10 protein-coding genes, 1 tRNA gene and 1 pseudogene are annotated in these 17,993 nt (G+C 71.5%); 5 read left to right on the top strand and 7 right to left on the bottom strand.

Annotation, left to right across the window (positions count from 1 at the left end; translation table 11 throughout):
* Position 1: 1 nt before the first annotated feature.
* Entirely contained in the window at positions 2 to 4,831 is a 4,830-nt protein-coding gene (locus QF032_RS21960) for a putative T7SS-secreted protein (RefSeq protein WP_307057181.1), read from the top strand.
* A gap of 13 nt (positions 4,832 to 4,844) precedes the next feature.
* Positions 4,845 to 5,603 carry a hypothetical protein gene (locus tag QF032_RS21955; RefSeq protein WP_307057179.1) on the top strand — a complete coding sequence of 253 codons (759 nt, stop codon included), beginning with the start codon at positions 4,845 to 4,847 and terminating at the stop codon, positions 5,601 to 5,603.
* 496 nt (positions 5,604 to 6,099) lie between these two features.
* Here QF032_RS21955 and QF032_RS21950 read toward each other — a convergent pair whose 3' ends face one another.
* From QF032_RS21950 to QF032_RS21940, 3 genes are all read right to left on the bottom strand, one after another.
* Positions 6,100 to 6,816 (bottom strand): hypothetical protein, encoded by a 717-nt coding sequence (locus QF032_RS21950; RefSeq protein ID WP_307057177.1) that lies wholly within the window; start codon positions 6,814 to 6,816, stop codon positions 6,100 to 6,102.
* A 582-nt stretch (positions 6,817 to 7,398) separates the two neighbouring features.
* A complete protein-coding gene (locus tag QF032_RS21945; RefSeq protein ID WP_307057175.1) occupies positions 7,399 to 7,869 on the bottom strand; it encodes a hypothetical protein in 471 nt (156 codons plus the stop codon).
* Positions 7,870 to 7,963: 94 nt separating this feature from the next.
* Positions 7,964 to 8,263 carry a hypothetical protein gene (locus QF032_RS21940; protein ID WP_307057173.1) on the bottom strand — a complete coding sequence of 100 codons (300 nt, stop codon included), beginning with the start codon at positions 8,261 to 8,263 and terminating at the stop codon, positions 7,964 to 7,966.
* Here QF032_RS21940 and QF032_RS21935 point away from each other — a divergent pair.
* The 3 genes and pseudogenes from QF032_RS21935 to QF032_RS21925 all read left to right on the top strand — a co-directional run bounded on the left by QF032_RS21935 (position 8,250) and on the right by QF032_RS21925 (position 11,150).
* Positions 8,250 to 9,467 (top strand): DNA primase family protein, encoded by a 1,218-nt coding sequence (locus QF032_RS21935; protein WP_307057171.1) that lies wholly within the window; start codon positions 8,250 to 8,252, stop codon positions 9,465 to 9,467. The genes QF032_RS21940 and QF032_RS21935 overlap by 14 nt on opposite strands.
* A complete protein-coding gene (locus tag QF032_RS21930) occupies positions 9,464 to 9,667 on the top strand; it encodes a helix-turn-helix domain-containing protein (protein ID WP_307057169.1) in 204 nt (67 codons plus the stop codon). Before QF032_RS21935 ends, QF032_RS21930 begins: the two co-directional genes overlap by 4 nt.
* An 83-nt stretch (positions 9,668 to 9,750) precedes the next feature.
* A pseudogene (locus QF032_RS21925) lies at positions 9,751 to 11,150 on the top strand (tyrosine-type recombinase/integrase).
* A gap of 47 nt (positions 11,151 to 11,197) precedes the next feature.
* Here the strand turns inward: QF032_RS21925 and QF032_RS21920 are convergent.
* The 4 genes from QF032_RS21920 to tmk all read right to left on the bottom strand — a co-directional run bounded on the left by QF032_RS21920 (position 11,198) and on the right by tmk (position 17,795).
* Positions 11,198 to 11,271, bottom strand: a tRNA-Thr gene (locus QF032_RS21920).
* 107 nt (positions 11,272 to 11,378) lie between these two features.
* Positions 11,379 to 12,956 (bottom strand): alpha/beta hydrolase, encoded by a 1,578-nt coding sequence (locus tag QF032_RS21915; protein WP_307057166.1) that lies wholly within the window; start codon positions 12,954 to 12,956, stop codon positions 11,379 to 11,381.
* 196 nt (positions 12,957 to 13,152) lie between these two features.
* A complete protein-coding gene (locus tag QF032_RS21910; protein WP_307044973.1) occupies positions 13,153 to 14,358 on the bottom strand; it encodes a DNA polymerase III subunit delta' in 1,206 nt (401 codons plus the stop codon).
* A gap of 173 nt (positions 14,359 to 14,531) precedes the next feature.
* Positions 14,532 to 17,795, bottom strand: coding sequence for a dTMP kinase (gene tmk / locus QF032_RS21905; protein WP_307057164.1), 3,264 nt, complete (start codon positions 17,793 to 17,795; stop codon positions 14,532 to 14,534).
* Positions 17,796 to 17,993: the final 198 nt, after the last annotated feature.

Below are 17,993 nucleotides of genomic sequence, written 5' to 3'. Positions count from 1 at the left end.
CGTGGGCATCGGCGACTTCATCAGTGACATCACGCCCGACTCGGTCGAGGACGCGGTCGAGGACGGCGTCGCGTGGGTCGGCGACCGGGTCGAGGACGCGGGCAACTGGACGGCCGACAAACTGGAGGACGCCGGCTGGCAGACCGGCGCGGACTGGGTGCGCGAGCAGTCCCGTTCGGTGGCGAACCGGCTGGGCGCCGAGGTCGACGAGATGGACCTCGGGCAGACCGAGGACAAGACCAAGCTGATCTACGGCAGCGCCGACAAGATCCGCTCCACCGCCGAGAAGCTCCGCGGCTTCCAGTCGTCGTTCGACAGCGCGGGCGAGGGCCTCAAAGGCCTCGACTCGTCCCGGCTCAAGGGCGAAACGGCCGAGGCGCTGCGCACCGCGGTCGGCACCCAGCCGCCCAAGTGGTTCACCGGCGCCGACGCCTGCACCAAAGCGGCCGCCGCGCTCGAGGCGTTCGCCGGCACCGTCACCTGGGCGCAGGGGCAGGCGCAGACGGCGATCGACAAGTGGAAGGAGGGCGTCAAGGCCTCGGAGGACGCCGCCGACGCCCACCGCAAGAAGGTCGACGACTACAACAGCGCCGTCGACCGCTACAACGCCCAACCCGCCGACAAGCGCGACCCCTCCACCCTCCCCACCAAGCCGGCGGCGACCTTCGACGACCCCGGCAAGAAGCTGATGCAGGATGCCCAGGACCTGCTCGCCGAGGCCCGCAAGCAGCGCAACTCGGCTGCGGAGACGGCACGTTCGGCGGTGCGCGCGGCCCGTGACACGGCGCCCCAGAAGCCGTCCTACGCCGAGCAGCTGAACGACGGCATGCAGGAACTGCAGATCATGGGCGACCACGTCGGCGGCGGCCTCATCAAGGGCACCGCCGGCATCCTCAACTTCGTCCGCGGCATCAACCCGATGGACCCGTACAACCTCACGCACCCGGCCGAGTACGTCACCTCCCTCAACAGCCTGGCCGCCGGGCTGGTCGTCGCCGCAAACGACCCCGTCGGCACCGGCAAGCAGATGGTCACCGACTTCATGAAGGACCCCAGCGAGGGGCTGGGACGGCTGCTGCCCGACGTCGCGCTGACCCTGGCCACCGGGGGCGGCGGCGCCGCCGTGAAGGGCGTGCGGATCGCGGAGGACGCCGCCGAGGCCGCACGGCTGCGCAACCTGCTCGACGACGCCCCGGACGGCACCCACAACACCCCGGACGGCGACCGCAACCCCGGTGGCGACCCGGTGGACCTCGCCACCGGCCGGATGTACCTGCCCCAGACCGACCTCGACCTCCCCGGCGTCCTGCCGCTGGTCTTCACCCGCCGCACCGAGTCCGGCTGCGCGGCCGGCCGCTTCCTCGGCCCGGCCTGGACGTCCACCGTCGACGACCGCCTCCAGATCGACGCCGTCGGCGTCCTCCACGTCACCGCCGACGGGCTCCTGATCGCGTACCCGCACCCGGTCCCCGGCGCGCCCACCACACCGGAGTCCGGCCGGTCCCGCACCGAGCTGGCCCGCGACGCCCACGGCGACTACACGGTCACCGAGCCCGACAGCGGCCTGGTCTTCCGCTTCGCCGCCCCGTCCGGGGCCGAACCGGGCGGCGACGGCGTCGCCTGGCTGACGGGCGTCACCGACCGCAACGGTCACATGATCACCGTCGAGCGCGCCGAGGACGGGCTGCCGCTGGCCCTCGTCCACTCGGCGGGCCGGCGGGTGAACGTGTCGTCCGCCGACGGCCTCGTCACCGCCCTGTCCCTGGCCGGCGGGGGCGAGAACGGCGCCGACCTGCCGCTGATGGGCTACGGCTATCAGGACGGCGACCTGACCACCGTCACCAAGCCCTCCGGCGCGACGACCACGTTCGTCTACGACGACCGTCGCCGCGTCATCGCCTGGATCGACTCGGGCGGACACCGCTACGACTACGTCTACGACGACCGCGACCGCGTCGTGGCGGAGGGCGGCGAGGCCGGGCATGTCCAGATCAGCCTGGCCTACACCGAACCCGACCCCGGGACCGGCCACCACACCACCACGCTGACCACCGCCGACGGGCACGCGACCCGCCACCTGTTCGGCCCCGGCTGCCGGCTGCTGGCCGTCACCGACCCGCTCGGCCACACCACCCGGTTCACCTACGACGCCCGCGGCAACCTGCTGACCCGCACCGACCCGCTGGGCCTCACCACCGCCTTCTCCTACGACGAGGCCGGCCGGGTCGTCTCCGCCGCCCGCCCCGACGGCAGCGAACTGCGCACCGTGCGCGGCCCGTTCGGCCTGCCCGTCGAGGTCGTCGGACCGGACGGCGCCCGCGTGGTCCACGAGTTCGACGAACGCGGCAACCGCACGGCGGTCACCGACCAGGCCGGCGCCACCACCCGCCACACCTACGACGACGCCGGCCGGCTCACCTCGGTCACCGACGCCCTCGGCGCGACGACCCGCGTGGTGTGCGACGCGGCCGGGCTGCCCCTGGAGGTGACCGCTCCCGACGGCGCCGTGACCCGCACGGAGCGGGACGCCCTCGGCAGGCCGGTCCGCGTCACCGACCCGACGGGCGCCGTCACCCGGCTCCAGTGGCACCCAGACGGGCAGCTCGCCCGGCGCACCGGACCCGACGGCGCGGCGGAGTCGTGGACGTACGACGGCGAGGGCAACCTGCTCGCCCACACCGACGCCGCCGGCGGCGTCTCACGCTACGAGTACACCCACTTCGACCTCCCGGTCGCCCGGATCCTGCCCGACGGCGCCCGCTACGAGTTCGAGCACGACGCCGAGCTGCGCCTCACCCGCGTCACCAACCCACAGGGGCTGAGCTGGACCTACACGTACGACGCGGCCGGCGACGTCCGCTCCGAGACCGACTTCGACGGCCGCACCCTCACCTACCGGGTGGACGCCGCGGGCCGGCTCGCCGCCCGTGTCGACGCGCTCGGCGGGACCGTCTCCTTCGAGCGCGACCAGCTGGGCCGTGTGGTCCGCAAGGACGTCGACGGACGCGTGACCACCTACGTCCACGACCGGGCAGGGCGCCTGCTGGAGGCGGCCGGCCCGGACGGTGAGCTGCGCTACCAGTACGACCGGCGGGGCAAGGTCAAGACCGAGCTGGTGGACGGCCGTCCCGTCTCCTACGCCTACGACGCCCTCGGCCGCCGCACGCGGCGCACCACACCCACCGGCCACGTCACCTCGTACGCCTACGGCCGCGACGGACGACTCGAGCACCTGGCCGCCGGCGCTCACCGGATCGGCTTCACCCACGACGCCGTCGGCCGGGAACTCGCCCGCGTCTTCGGCGACGCGATCACCGTGTCGTCCACCTGGGACGAGGCCGGACGGCTCGCCGCGCAGCACGTCACCGCCGGCGCCCGGGCCGTCAACAGCCGCGTCTACGCCTACCGCGCCGACGGCCACCTGCTCTCCGTCGCGGACCGCCGGTCCGGCACGCGCACCTTCGACCTGGACCCGACGGGCCGGGTCACCGCCGTCCACGCCCAGGACTGGACGGAGCGGTACGCCTACGACGACGCCGGCAACCAGACCTCGGCGTCCTGGCCGTCCCGCCATCCCGGCAGCGAGGCCACCGGGGCGCGTTCCTACACCGGCACCCGTGTCACCCGCGCCGGAGACGTCCGCTTCGAACACGACGCCCTCGGCCGGGTCGTCCTGCGGCAGAAGAAGCGACTCTCCCGCAAGCCCGACACCTGGCGCTACGAGTGGGACACGGAGAACCGCCTCACCTCCGTCACCACCCCCGACGGGACCCGGTGGCGGTACCGCTACGACCCGCTGGGCCGCCGCACCGCGAAACAGCGCATGGCGTCCGCCGCCGAGAGCGGCGAGAGCGCCTGCGCCCCGGGCGGCGAGAGCGGCGAACGCGCTGAACGCGGCGAGCGCGTGGTCGAGGAGACCCGCTTCACCTGGGACGGCCTTACCCTGTGCGAACAGACCGGCCACCAGCCGGACGTCCCGCACACGGTCGCCCTCACCTGGGACCACCGCGCCGGCACGCCCCTCGCCCAGACCGAGCGCATCCTCACCGCCGACGCCCGCCAGGAGGAGATCGACCGCCGGTTCTTCGCCATCGCCACCGACGTCGTCGGCACCCCCACCGAACTCATCGACGAGTCCGGCGACATCGCCTGGCACAGCCGCAGCACACTCTGGGGCGCCACCGCCTGGGCCCGGGACAGCAGCGCCTACACCCCGCTGCGCTTCCCCGGCCAGTACTACGACCCCGAGACCGGCCTGCACTACAACTACTTCCGCCACTACGACCCCGAGACCGGCCGCTACACCTCCCCCGACCCCCTCGGCCTCGCTCCCGCCCCCAACCCCATGGCATACGTGGACAACCCGCTCAGCGGATCCGACCCGCTGGGCCTCATGCCCAAGTACACGAAGGAGGAGAAGGCCCAGAAGGCCAGGGACGACGCCCTCAAGGCGATGGACGACGTCATCGCCAGGGCGCAGGACGGCAAGATGAAGAAGGCCGGCAACTACCACGCGGACGACCACGGCTTCACCGAGGAAATGGTCACGGACATCCTCAAGAATCCGGACGCCGTGTACCACTCGACCGCGGGCAGCGGAAACCTGATCTTCCGCCAGGGCGACGACATCGTGGTGGTCCGGGCCGACCGCACCGGCGCCGGCAACGTCATCACGGCGTACGGGTCGTCCGGCATCAAGGGTCCCTCCGGGGCCGAGGCGCTGGGCGGCCTGCCCAGCGATCCCGGCGGGCCGATCACGCACGCGGACGTGGTGGAGGGCAGGATCCCGGCCAAGAACGGCTTCATGCCTCCCGCAGAGCAGGTCAAATAAGGTGGCGCGCACCATGAGGATCACCATCGACGACGACTGGACCGCGACGGTGACGGACGATCCGCTCGCCGTCAGCCCGCGTTTCGACTTCCGGGACTTCCGGGTGCGGGTCGCGGCGTACGCGGACGTCGAGGAGCGCGGGCGGTTCCTCCTGGCCGCCTTCGGCAGCCGGCCGTGGCTGTGGGACACGCCCGACGAGCTCCACTTCGACAAGGCGGGCTTGGAACTGGTCGGCGCCGAGTTCCAGATCGCCGGCGAGGCCGCCGCCCCCGAGGACTGCGCCCGCCTTCCCGCCGCACCCCCCGTCCGCCTGGGCGGCCTTCGCGCGGACGAGGCCCGGGACTTCCACCTGGCGGTGACCTCGGAGCTCTGCCGCGCCCCCGGCGACACCGCGCTCACCTGTCTGCGCGACCTCGACGTCCTGGACGAGCCGCTGGACGCCCGGATCGGCATCGCCCCCGACGTGGCGCTCCTCGTCCAGCACGGCGCCGTCGTCGGCTGGAGCCTGACCGACCCCGCCCGCTACCTGACCACCGGCTTCGCCGCCCCCGACCCGGCTCCCCCCGCACCGGCCACCCGGCTCCTGCTCACCGAGTGCCTGGACCTCATCACCACGGAACTCCTCGACGAGGTGCGGGACCGGGTCCCGGCCGCCCTGGACCGGCTCCGGGCCCTGGAACGGTCCCTGCGCGAGCGGCGCGAGGACCGGCACCGCGTCGACGCCCTGCTGGCCTTCGTCTCCGACCTGGTCGAGGACTACGCGACCGGATGACCCCCGCCGATCCGCACCCGCCGTCCGACCCGACCCCCGCGGCCAGGAGGCTCGGCCGGACCTTCGACGGCGCCGACGGCCGCCAGGTCGGCGAGGCGACGCGGGACTTCGTCGAGAAGCTCACCTTCGCGACGGCCGACGAGACCAAGCCATGCTCCGGGACGTCCTCGCCGAGGACTGGACGGCCCTCCCGCCCTGGGCCCGCAACCTCGCCTACCGGCCGGCCTGCCTGGCAAGGCCCCGACGACCCACGACTGCTCCGCGAGGCGGCCGCGGACCTGCTCTCCTTCGGCCCCGAGTGGGACACGTACGTCGACGCCCCCCACGGTCGGTGGGCGACTGTGCGGACCTCGACCAGTGCGACCACGCTGCGGCTTTCGTCCAGGGGTCACGCAACATCAGCAACGTTCAGCCGGACACGGACATCACCCCACAGACCGCCCACTCGCAAACCGGCTATGCCGACCCACGCCATACCGCCGATACCTCTGCCCAGTCACGAGTGGTAGAGCACCCGCACGACCATGGCGTCGGCGGGCAGGCCGTCCAGGTAGGCGTTGAACGCCTGCTCGTACTCAAGGCCGCCGCCCTCGATCCACCGCCCGTCGAGGGTGAGCAGCGCGGGGGTGGGCAACACGGCGACCACGTGGCGGGTCACGTACGTCTCGAGGTCCTCGTCGAAGTGGTAGGCGGGGTCGGAGCCGAACCGCTCCTCCAGCGCGAGGTCGGACTCGATGGCCCGGATGAGGGGCTGTTCCCGGAAGGCTGTCACGGCCGCCTCCCTGGCCTGTTCGGGGTCCAGTGTCCTGGCCCGCTCGGCGAAGTGGCGGAAGGGAAGCGCCGGCGGGTAGCGGTCGGAGAAGGCCTGGTACGCGGTCCAGGTGTCGCCGGCCCGGCGGGCCTCGGCGGCGCGGGGCGTGTCGAGGTCGAGGATGCCGCGCGGGCCGCCGTGGCAGCAGGAGGGCGGCAGATCCTCCGGGGGTTTGATCCAGTCGTCGTAGCGCACGAGCCGGGGGTCATCCTCGTGGCCGGGCAGCACGTCGAAGAGACAGCCCGCCCCTGAGACGAACCAGTAGCTCCACTCCCCCACCCAGTCCGGATGGGGACGGTCCTCACGGTCGTACCAGAAGGGGTCCATGGCCTGCCCGACCGCCTGCCTGAGCCCGTCGGGGCCGACGGGCGGCAGACAGACGGTGATGCACTGTTTGCCCATGAAGTTCCTCCTGCGGTGCAGTCCGTGCTCGGTGCGGGTGGCGCGGTGCGCGGCCCACCTTGGCAGGCCGCGCCGGTCAGGCGGTGGGGCGGGAGTCCGCTGCTTTCGAAGTCAGGGCCTCCGAATCCGAGGACGGCTTGGCCTGCGCCCCGAGCCTGAGGCCGCACGGCCGACGTCGATACCGCGGCTCTCGTCACGGCCCAGCAGTCGCCCAAGATCCCCAAAAAGGCGCATTTTACGCGCTTCATGGCAGGGCTGTAATCGGTCTCGGGGGCAGCGTCCCCCGAACGGAGAAGGACGCCTGTTCCGCCTCGCCAGGGCGACTACCACTGAAAGCAGAACGCCCTCGGCCGGTGGCTACGTCAAGGGCTCGAGGTCTGGACCCAACTTCTGCATCGAAGGAGCAAGACCATGGCGAAAACAGCAACAAGTGTTACTCCCGCGGCGTCACCAAGCACCTGGCTTCTCTGCTTCCCCAGCCCGAAGCCCTCGATCCCGACGCAGAATGCAGGCCCGTGTCGAGCAGGACGTCGCCCGCACTCATGGCTGCCATCAACGACCCCACCAACGCGTTCAAGGCGCTTACGATCGAGGAGAAGCCTCACGTGAAGGGTCCTCCCAGGACGGGTCCACGGGGACGTTCCAGCCTCTCAGCATGGCCAGGATCTCCGCCCGGGTCTTGGGCCAGGCGAACCGGAAGGCACGGTCGAGCACTTCATCACTTTCCAAGAGGAATTCAATGAAGGTGAAGTAGGCTGTATCCACCAGTCGACCTGTGGGGTCGTCCTCAAGCGCCTCGATGAATTCAAAACAACGCTTCAGAAAATCCTCCACGTTCGCGTCGATTTTCGGAGATCTCATCATAGGCTTAAAAAGAGGGTATGCAAGCACTTCAGACAAAAGCGTCCCCGGAGAAGTGTTCACCTGCTCCCAGTGGGTGACCTGCGACGCACTGAGATCGTGACGCTTGGCCGCCACTTCGAAATACGGATTAACTTCCGGGAGTAGTCGCAGAAGCTGCGTAACCAGATCGTCGGAGGATATTCCTTGCACGTCCACACTCCTTCGTATGACGTTGAATAATATGACGCCACCGGCCGGGAAGTCATCCCGGCCGGTGGCGTCTGCGGCAGGCGGTCTGGTGGAGTCAGGCCATTGGGCTCACCACATAGCAGTCACCGAAGAAGACGCACCCCGCTCCCTGACCGTCGGGGACCACGTCCAGCGGGTCCGTCAGGGATTCGCTGAGCTGTTTCGTCGCTTCCTCGTACCCGTAGTTGTACGTGTCCACCGGGAACTGCGCGATGCTGGCGCCACCACCCACCACCCCGAAAGCCTTGGCGAAACCTCGGCCCTTGATCCTCTCGCCCGTAGGCACAGCCCGCTGGACGGCCTTCGGGTGCAGGTTCTCGGGGACGGCGAACTTCTGCCCCGTGACCTCGCTCATCGATTCCGCCGCGATGACGGTCTTGACGAGTTTGGACGGCGGCCCGATCGTGGCGTGTGAGAACGGTCTGCTCCGCATCCGTGACCGCGCGCTGCTGCCGCACAGCCCCGGATTCTTCAACCTCGTATCCGTCCCCTTCACCTACGACCCCACCGCCGCCACACCGACATGGGAACGCTTCCTGGCCCAGCTCTGGCCCGACGACCCCGACGCCATCCACGCAGTCCAGGAATGGTTCGGCTACATCCTGTCCGGCCGCACGGACCAACAGAAGATCCTGCTCATGGTCGGCCCGACGCGATCCGGCAAAGGCACCATCGCCCGCGTCCTCAAAGAGCTGGTCGGCAAGGAGAACCTTGCCGGTCCCACCCTCGCCGGACTCGGCACGAACTTCGGACTGTCCACCTTGCTGGGCAAGCCGCTCGCGGTCATCTCCGACGCCCGCCTTTCCGGCAACGACAACAGCCAGGTGGTCGAGCGGCTGCTGACGATCTCCGGTGAAGACACGATCGACATCGACCGCAAGTACCGCGAGCCGTGGACCGGCAAGCTGCCCACCCGGCTCATGATTCTCTCCAACGAACTGCCGCACTTCGACGACGCATCCGGGGTCATCGCCCGCCGGTTCGTCCTGCTCAACATGACCGTGTCGTGGCTGGGCAAGGAAGACACCACCCTCACCGACAAGCTCGCCGCAGAGATGCCCGGCATCCTCAACTGGGCCCTCGACGGACTCGCCCGACTGGAACGCACCGGACGGATCACCGAGCCGAAATCCAGCCGCGAAGCAGTCACCACGATGCGCGACACCACTTCCCCCCACCAGCGCGTTCATCCGCGAACGCTGCAACACCGGCGCGACATGCACCATCCCCGTAGACACGCTGTGGAGCGTCTGACGGGACTGGGCGGAGGACAACGACGTCAAGCCCGGCACAAAGCAGGTGTTCGGCCGCAACCTCCTCTCCATCGTCCCCCAGCTCAACCGCACCCGCCCCCGGGACGCCTACGGCCGACAGGTGGCCATCTACGCCGGCATCACCCTCAAGCCCTCCGAACCACATCAGCCAGAGTCGTGACTCACCGCGACTCAGCCCGTCCCCAGCACCACGCTCTGAGTCGCGGTGAGTCACGACTCAGAGCAGTGTCACCCCAACCCTGTCCCGGCCCGGAGCCGTCCCGCCACGGAGGTACGCGCCAATGATTACCGCCATCGAGTCGCCCACCGATCAGTTGCTCTACACCCCGGAAGAAGCCGCGAAGGTTCTCCGCTTCGGCCGCTCAACCGTCTACGAATTCATGGCCGAAGGCGCCTTGATCTACGTCAAGCGCGGTCGTTCGCGCCGCATCCGCCGCAGCGACCTGGAGGCGTACGTCAACGCCCTCGAGCCGGTCGCAGCCTGATCACACCCCGCTCGGCTCCGGGCACCCTGCCCGGAGCCGCTCTGTTGCACAGAGGAGCGCATGAGCCCCCCAAGAAGTCGAACATGGAATCCACCGTCTACGAAGGCAATGACGGCTGGTGGCACGGCCGCGTCACCATGGGCGTCAAGGACGATGGCAGTTACGACCGGCGCCACCGCCGCGCCCGGACAGAAACCGAAGTAAAGCGCAAGGTCCGTGAGTTGGAGGATCTGCGGGACAAGGCCCGCGCCCCCAAGGCAGGTCGGAAGCCGACCGTAGAGCAGTGGATGACCATCTACCTGACCGACATCGCATCCCTGAAGCTGAAGCCGCGCTCTTTGGATGACTACTGGTCAAAGACCAGGAACGACATCGTTCCCGGCGTCGGAAAGCACAGGCTCGACAAGCTTCACCGGAACACCTGGAACGGATGTACCGCGTCATGCTGGACGCGGGGCACGCGCCCTCTCACGTGGTGAAAGTGCACCGCATCCTGTCCCGCGCCCTGAAAATCGCTCACCGCCGGCGGCTCATTGTGGAGAACGTGGCCACCCTGGTCGACCCGCCCACGGTCGACGAGACGGAGGCGAACCCGTTCACGACGGAAGAGGCAAGGGCGTTCCTGAAGGCCGCCGCAAAACGCCCCACGTTCATGCGGTGGTGCGTCGGTGTCGGCATGGGTTTCCGGCAGGGCGAGACCCTCGGTCTGAGGTGGCCGTACGTCGACTTCGTCAACGAGCAGTTCCGCCCGGAGTGGCAGCTTCAGCGCCTGACATGGCGGCACGGCTGCGAGGACCCGCAGGCCTGCGGTACCAAGTTCCACGGGTTCGAGCCATGCCCCGATGACTGCCGGACCCACAGGAGCTACAAGCGCGGTTGTCCGAAGCCGTGCCTGACGGGCTGCACAAGTCATGCCCGCGCATGCCCGGACCGCAAGGGCGGCGGCCTGGTCTTCACCCGGCCCAAGACCAAGAAGAGCCGGAACGCCGTGCCCATCCCACCGCCGTTCATCCCCTACCTGCGCGAGCACCAGGCACAGCAGCAGGAGGCGCGCGAAACAGCCGGCGACGCGTGGGAGGAAAACAAGCTGGTTTTCACCCGCCCGGACGGCCGTCCCCTCGATCCCCGTCAGGACTGGGAAGAGTTCAAGGAGCTGTTGGCGGAAGCCGGGATCGACGACCGCCGCCTGTACGACGGAAGCCGCCACACCGCTGGCACGATCCTCAACGAACTCGGGGTGGACATGCCCACGATCATGGAGATCCTGCGCCACACCCAGATCAGCCAGACCCGCCGGTACGTGAAGGGGCGGTCGCACCTGTCGAAGGACGCCATGCGCCGCATGGGCGACACGTTCATGCCGCGCCCGGAACCCGCCCCGGAGCGTCAGCCGGAACCCCGTCCTGAAGCGTCCATTGAGACCAGAATTGAGACCAGGGACAGCCGCACGGCTCGCACTCAGCGCCGTCGCCGTATCCGGTAAAAGCAAAAGCCCCAGGTCACGGCGAGTGAGTCCTGAGGCTTCGGCAGAGCCGCCTTCGGGATTCGAACCCGAGACCTACGCATTACGAGTGCGTTGCTCTGGCCATCTGAGCTAAGGCGGCGCGCTGTCCACACCATGGTGCGATCAGCAACGTCGGTAAGTCTACACAGTTTCCGGGGGTGCTCCGCACCGGCTCCGGGGGTCACGGGCGCGGGGCCCGTGGAGGGGCTATGAGCAGCGCTTTCCCTTCGCCGGAGGCGTCCCGTGGAGCAGGTAGGCGTTGATCGCGGAGTCGACGCAGGCACTGCCGCGGCCGTAGGCGGTGTGGCCGTCGCCCTGGTACGTGAGGAGGCGGGCGGAGGTGAGCTGGCGGGAGAGGGACACCGCCCAGGGGTACGGGGTCGCCGGGTCGCGGGTGGTGCCGACGACCACGATCGGCGCGGCGCCCCTCGCCTCGATGCGCTGCGGCTCGCCGGTGGGCGCCACCGGCCAGTACGTGCAGGTCAGGGAGGCCCAGGCGAGCCCCTCACCGAAGACGGGGGACGCCTTCTCGAAGGACGGCAGCGCCTTCTCCACCTGCTCCGGGGTGGAGAAGGCGGCGGGGAGGTCCAGGCAGTTCACCGCGGCGTTGGCGGCCATCAGGTTGGCGTAGCGGCCCTCGGCGTCGCGCTCGTAATAGGCGTCGGAGAGGATGAGCAGCCCCGCGCCGTCGCCCTCCTTCATGGCCGAGGCCAGCGCCTCACGCAACTGCTCCCAGGTGCTCTCGTCGTACATCGCGGCGATCACGCCGGTGGTGGCGAGGGCCTCTCCGAGCCTGCGGCCGTCCGGGTCGCCGGCGGGGAGGGGGTGTGCGTCGAGCCTGCGGAAGAAGGCCTTCAGGTTCTCGCCGACCTTGGCGGGAGCGGCGCCCTTCGCGGCGAGCGGGCAGTCGGGCTGTCGCACGCAGTCCTTCGCGAACGACCGGAACGCCGTCTCGAACCCCGCCGTCTGGTCCAGGTTCAGCCGGCGGGCGGGCAGCGCCGGATCCATCGCGCCGTCGAGGACGAGCCTGCCCACCCGGTTCGGGAACAGACCCGCGTACGTCGCCCCGAGGAACGTTCCGTAGGACGCCCCCACGTACGTCAGCTTCCCGTCGCCCAGGATGGCGCGCAGGATGTCCATGTCCCTGGCCGCGCCGACGGTGGAGACGTGCCGCAGCAGCCGTGCCGAGCGCGCGCCGCAGGCCTCCGCGAACTTCTTGTACGCGCCGACGAGTTCGACCCTCTCCCGCTGGTTGTCCGGGGTGGTGTCCGTCTGCGTGTACGCGTCCATCTCGGGGCCGTCGAGGCACTCCACGGGCTCGCTGCGGGCCACACCTCTGGGGTCGACGGCGACCATGTCGTAGCGGGCGCGGACGGCGGCGGGATATCCGATGCCGGCGTACTGCTGGAGGTAGCCGACCGCCGAGCCGCCCGGTCCGCCCGGGTTCACCAGCAGCGAGCCGAGACGCTTGCCCGGGCCCGTCGCCTGCTTGCGGGCGACCGCGAGCCGGACGTCGCCCGCGCCCGGCTCGGCGTAGTCGAGCGGCGCCTTCATCGTGGCGCACTCGAATCCGGGGACGCCGCAGCCGCGCCAGCTCGGCTTCTGCGCGTAGTACGGCGCGAGTGCCGACGGCGTGGCACGCGGGAGCGCGGCGAGCGCCGCCCTCGCCGTCGAACCGGCGGTGCCCGTCGGCTTCCCGGCGGAGCACCCGCAGACGAGCAGCGCGGCGAGCGACAGAAGGGTGACGCCGGTACGGGACCTGCGGAGGGAGCGCCTGATGTCCATCCGACGAGCGTAACTGTGAGCGACGACCCGCATGCCCTGCGTACACCAAGTGCTCACGGACGAGTGACGTCGTCAACCCGCGGCCGACGGCTCCCCGGGGCTCGGCGGTCCCAAGGTTCAGCCGTCCCCTGCGCTCGGCGGTCCCCGGGGTTCGGCACGTCCCCGGGGTTGAGCGGTCCGGGGTTCGGCGTCCTCGTCAGCCCGCTCTCAGCGCGAGCGTCATCGCCTCCACCGCCAGCAGCGGGGCCACGTTGCGGTCGAGGGCGTCTCGGCAGGCCGCGATGGCGTCGATGCGGCGGAGCGTCGACTCGGGTCTGCTGCCCCGGGCGAGCCGCTCCAACGCGTCCTCGGCGTCCGCGTTGGCGATCGCGACGCGGGAGCCGAGCTGGAGCGCCAGGACATCCCGGTAGAAGGCGGTGAGGTCGGTGAGCGCGAGGTCGAGGCTGTCGCGCTGGGTGCGCGTCCTGCGCCGCTTCTGCTTGTCCTCCAGGTCCTTCATGACGCCCGCCGTGCCGCGCGGCATCCGGCCGCCCTGGACCGCGCCCAGTGCCGCCTTCAGCTCCTCGGTCTCCTTGCCGTCCCGCTCCTCCGCCAACTGCTTGGCGTCCTCGGCGGCCGCGTCGACCAGTTCCTGGGCCGCTCTGAGGCAGCCGCCGACGTCGTCGACGCGCAAGGGCACCTTCAGCACGGTCGCCCGGCGCTCGCGCGCGGCGGGGTCGGTGGCGAGCCTGCGGGCCCGGTCGACATGCCCCTGGGTGGCCCGGGCGACCGCCGCGGCGACGGCCGGCTCGATGCCCTCGCGCCGTACGAGCATGTCGGCGACGGCGTCGACGGAGGGCGTGCGCAGATTCAGGTGGCGGCAGCGGGAGCGGATGGTGGGCAGCACGTCCTCCAGGGAGGGCGCGCAGAGCATCCAGACCGTGCGGGGGGCGGGCTCCTCGACCGCCTTCAGCACGGCGTTGGCCGACTTCTCGTTCAGCCGCTCGGCGTCCTCGACGAGGATGACCTGCCAGCGGCCCGTGGCGGGCGAGGTGTAGGACTTGCGGACCGTGTCGCGCATGTCCTCGGCGAGGATCTGCGACCCGACCGCGGCGACGGTCGTGACGTCGGCGTGCGTGCCGATGAGCGCCGTATGGCAGCCGTCGCAGAACCCGCAGCCCGGCATGCCGCCCAGCGCCCGGTCCGGGCTCACGCACTGCAGGGCGGCGGCGAAGGCCCGCGCCGTCCGGCTGCGGCCGGCGCCCGGCGGGCCGGTGAACAACCAGGCATGCGTCATCTTCGACGCCTCCGGCGGCGCGGTGCCGGAGGCGGCCGCGGTGACGAACGCGTCGGCGTCCCGAGCGGCGGCGATCAGCTGCTCGCTCACCTTCTCCTGCCCGACGAGGTCGTCCCACACGGTCATGCGTCACGCCGCCCTTTCGTCACGTCTCGCGCTGCGGGTTCCATTGTGCGGGCCGCCGCTGACAACCGGGCCACACGGCGCGGCGGACGGTCCGTCCGCGGGCGCCGACGTGGGCACGGGCCCCGCAGTGGGGGCCCGCCGCACCACGAGTGGCGCCACCACGAGCGGATCGCTCAGCGGCGACGGCGCCGGCCGCGGCCCTCGTCGCGGTCGTCCTCGTCGCGGTGCGGTCCCAGCAGTTCGTCCGCCAGCGTCGGCAGATCGTCGAGCGGGGTCTCCTCGGCCCAGTCCGGCCGCGGGCGCTGCCTGGGCGCGCCCTCCTCGTCGAGCTGCGGCAGTTCGCGCGTCCGGTCGTCGGCGCCGTCCGGACGCGCGCCGCCCCGCTCGGCCCGTCCGCCCCGCTCGTCGCGGAAGAAGCCCGGCGGCACACGGTCCGAGGGACTCTCGTCCCTGACCGGAGGCAGGACGGCCGTCTCGTCGGCAGGGCCGTGATCGCGCACCGGCGGCAGGACGGCAGTCTCGTCCGCGGCGCCCTCATCACGCACCGGAGGCAGGACCGCCGTCTCGTCCGCGGCGCCTGCCGGGATCGACGGCTGTGGCAGCTCGGCCGTCACCTCGGCGTCGGCCGTCGGCCCGGCGGGCCCGGCCGGCGGCCGGGAGGGCTGCTCGGGCTCCTTGTCCATCCGGACCGGCGGCAGCACCGCCGTCTCGTCCACCGGGCCGCCCGAGGCGTTGGTCGGAGTCACCACCGGGGTCGGCACGGTCACCGCCTCCGGCGGGACCGCCGAAGCGGCGGCGGCCGGGCGGGGCGCCTTCGGGCCGACCGAGGCCGCGGCGGCGGCCTGCTCGGCGGCACGCCGGGCCTGCTCGGCCCGCAACAACGCCTCCTCGGCCTTGCGCTGCTTCTCCAGCCGCCGGGTCTCGGCCTCGGCGCGCAGCCTGGCCTCTTCCTCGGCCTGCTTGCGGCGCCGCTCCTCGTCCGCCTTGCGGCGGGCTTCCTCCTCGGCGCGGGCCTTCTCCTCCGCCAGGAGCCGGACCCGCTCCTCCTCGGCACGCTTACGCGCCTCCTCGGCACGCAGCCTGGCCTCCTCGGCCTGCCGTTCGGCCTCGCGGCGCTGCGCCTCCTCCAGCTCGCGCCGCTTGCGCTCCTCCTCCTCGGCGCGCAGCTTGGCGAGCTGCTCCTGGCGCTCGCGCTCCAGGCGCTCCTCCTCGGCCTTGCGGGCGGCCTCCTCCTCGGCCTTGCGGCGGGCCTCCTCCTCGGCCTTCCTGCGCGCCTCCTCCTGGGCCTTGATCTCGGCCTCGGACAGGGGCAGCAGCTGGTCGAGCCGGTGCCGGACGACCGTCGTGACCGCCTCGGGCTCCTGGGCCGCGTCGACCACCAGGTAGCGGCCCGGGTCGGCGGCGGCCAGGGTGAGGAAACCGGAGCGCACCCGCGCGTGGAACTCCGCCGGTTCCGACTCCAGCCGGTCCGGCGCCTCCGTGAAACGTTCGCGGGCTGCCTCCGGCGACACGTCCAGCAGGACCGTCAGATGCGGGACCAGGCCGTTCGTCGCCCAGCGCGAGATCCGCGCGATCTCGGTCGGGGACAGGTCACGGCCGGCTCCCTGGTAGGCCACGGACGAGTCGACGTACCGGTCGGTGATGACCACCGCGCCACGCTCCAGGGCGGGCCGTACGACGGTGTCGACGTGCTCCGCGCGGTCCGCCGCGTACAGCAGTGCCTCCGCGCGATGGGACAGCCCGGCGCTCGAGACGTCGAGGAGGATCGAGCGGAGCCGCTTGCCCACGGGCGTGGCCCCGGGCTCCCGGGTGAGGACGACCTCGTGGCCCTTGGCCCTGATCCACTCGGCGAGCGCTTCGGCCTGGGTGGACTTGCCGGCGCCGTCGCCGCCCTCCAGGGCGATGAAGAAGCCGTTCGCGGCCGGAACGGTCTCCGGGTCGTCGCCGCCGAGAAGCGCGTCCCGCAGGTCCTTGCGGAGGGGGACGCCGGAGCGGTCGTCGACCTTGGCGAGCACCAGTGCGGCCACCGGCAGCAGCAGCGCGCCGACCAGCATGAGCACGAACGCCGCTCCGCCGTGCGCGAAGACGAACCTGCCGTTCTCCAGCCGGTGCGGGCCGATGAGCGCGGCGGCCGGCGGGGCGAGCAGCGCGCCCAGCGCCACCATGACCCGGACCACGGCGTGCAGGTGTTCGGTCGTCCGCGCGCGGCGGTGGTCCTCGGTCTCCTGGTCGAGCAGCGCGTGCCCGGTGTTGGCGGCGACGCCCGCGCCGACGCCGGCCAGGGTCACGACCAGCAGCACGCTGGTGACGTCCGGGACCAGGCCCGCGGCCAGCAGTGCCACGCCGGTGAAGGCGATGGCCAGGGCGAGCAGCCTGCGTCGCGACAGCGTCACCAGCACCTTCGGGGCGGTGCGGATGCCGATGACGACGCCGCCGGTCAGCCCGAGCACGAGCAGCCCGTACAGGACCGGACCGCCGCCCAGGTCCTTGGCGTGCAGCACGGAGACGGCGACGGCGGCGGCGATCGCCCCGGCGACCGCGGCGCAGGCGAGGACCAGCAGCGGGATCGCGCCCGTGCGGCCGCCGTCGACGCCGGTGGCGGTGCGGGGGCGGCGCAGGCCCTCGAGCGGCGACCGCGCGCGCGGGGTGCGCACTCCGGGCAGTTCGAGGAACGTCACGATGGACAGCGACCCGGCGAAGAGCCCGCCCGCGACGTACGAGGCGAGGGCCGCCTGGTGCTGGTCGAACCAGGCGACGCCGACGCCCAGAAGATTGTTGAACAACGCCGCGACGACCAGGGTGACCGCACCCAGCGGGATCGTCACGAAGCCGGTGCGCAGGGACAGGCGGCGCAGGGCGTCCATGTGGTCCGGCAACGGCCGTACCGTCGCGCCCTCCAGGGGCGGCGCGGGCAGCAGGGCCGGGGCGGCGCTCTCCCGGGCGACCGTCCAGAACCGTTCGGCGACGCCCGTCACGAACACGGTGACGAGCAGCAGGGCCGGCGCGTCTTCCGGGGTCCAGTCGATCCACAGGGGCGCGACGATCAGCAGCGCGGCGCGCAGACCGTCGGCGGCGACCATGGTCCAGCGGCGGTCGAGCGGGCCGTCGGGCGAGGTGAGCGACGTCAACGGGCCCAGGAGGACCGCCCCGAAGAGCAGGGTGGCCAGAATGCGCACCCCGAAGACGGTCGCCACCGCGAACGCGACGCCACGGTAGCCGCCGCCGAAGGAGGCCTCGGCGATGGCCGCCTGGAGGACGAGGAGGACGAGGACCAGCAGGGCGAGGGCGTCTCCCACACCCCCCACCAGCTGCGCGCTCCAGAGCCTCTTGAGCTGAGGCTCGCGCAACAGTGCGCGCACGGCGCGCTCGCGGGAGTCCGCCACCAGGGCGTCGTCCGGGACCGGGTGGTGGGCCGTTGGCTGCTCGGCTCGCGTCATGCTTTCAGCCTATCGGCCGCGACTGACAGCCCGTGGCCCCCGTCCGGACGTGCGACCGCCCCGACACCAAAGTGATGCCGGGGCAGTCGTTTCGTGAACGCGTTGTGCGGAAATCGTGTCGAATCCACCGCCCGTCACGCCCGACAGGCGCCGTATGTCCGAAAGGGGCGATCCGTCCGGCTGGGCAGCGGTCCGGGC

This window comes from Streptomyces achromogenes (assembly GCF_030816715.1).
GTDB classification, from domain to species: Bacteria; Actinomycetota; Actinomycetes; order Streptomycetales; family Streptomycetaceae; genus Streptomyces; species Streptomyces achromogenes_A.
This window is presented reverse-complemented; position numbering and strand designations above follow the sequence as displayed.